1 protein-coding gene and 1 pseudogene are annotated in these 482 nt (G+C 63.3%); one reads left to right on the top strand and one right to left on the bottom strand.

Annotated elements, in window-relative coordinates:
* Positions 1 to 189, top strand: a 189-nt coding sequence (locus EXE44_RS21205; RefSeq protein WP_206750406.1) for a hypothetical protein, incomplete at its 5' end; no start/stop codon positions are given.
* Here the strand turns inward: EXE44_RS21205 and EXE44_RS21200 are convergent.
* A pseudogene (locus EXE44_RS21200) lies at positions 186 to 482 on the bottom strand (hypothetical protein); the annotation flags it as partial. The gene EXE44_RS21205 and the pseudogene EXE44_RS21200 overlap by 4 nt on opposite strands.

Here is a 482-nt window from a genome sequence, read left to right as displayed (position 1 = left end):
GACACGGGCGACGCGCGCGACCGACGCGACCGCGCGGACGAACTGAAAGACCACGCCGAGGAGGATCACCCCGACGCGTACGGTGAGACTTCGGGGACAGAGCGTAGCGTCGGACCACCAGATCGAGCCGTGAAGGAAGGTGCTGCCTGTCCGACCTGTGGACGAGAGGGTGTGAAAAAAAGTGGCTAGTCTTCGTCTTCGCTGTCGTCAGCGTCGTTGCCCCGTCCGCGTCCCACGCCGGGTCCATTTTCCGCCGCAGCCGCGTCCTCCGGTAACGGGGCGACGGTCCCACTAACTTCGTATCCGGCAGCGAACAGTGGGTTGTTCGTCGGACTACCGTCGGCGGAAATGAACTCCAAGCCTTCCGGGCTGAAATCTCCACCGCGGCCCGGACTCTCAGGGTTTTCAGCGAGATCACCGAATCCGATCGAGAAGTCGCGGTTGACTACTGTTTGGATGTAGCGCGGGTTCGCGGGCGTGGT

Origin of the sequence: Halorubrum sp. SS7, from assembly GCF_005435055.1 — an archaeon.
Classification (GTDB): Archaea; Halobacteriota; Halobacteria; order Halobacteriales; family Haloferacaceae; genus Halorubrum; species Halorubrum salinarum.
Note: the sequence above shows the minus strand (reverse complement) of the source record. Positions and strands in the feature narration are given on the sequence as shown.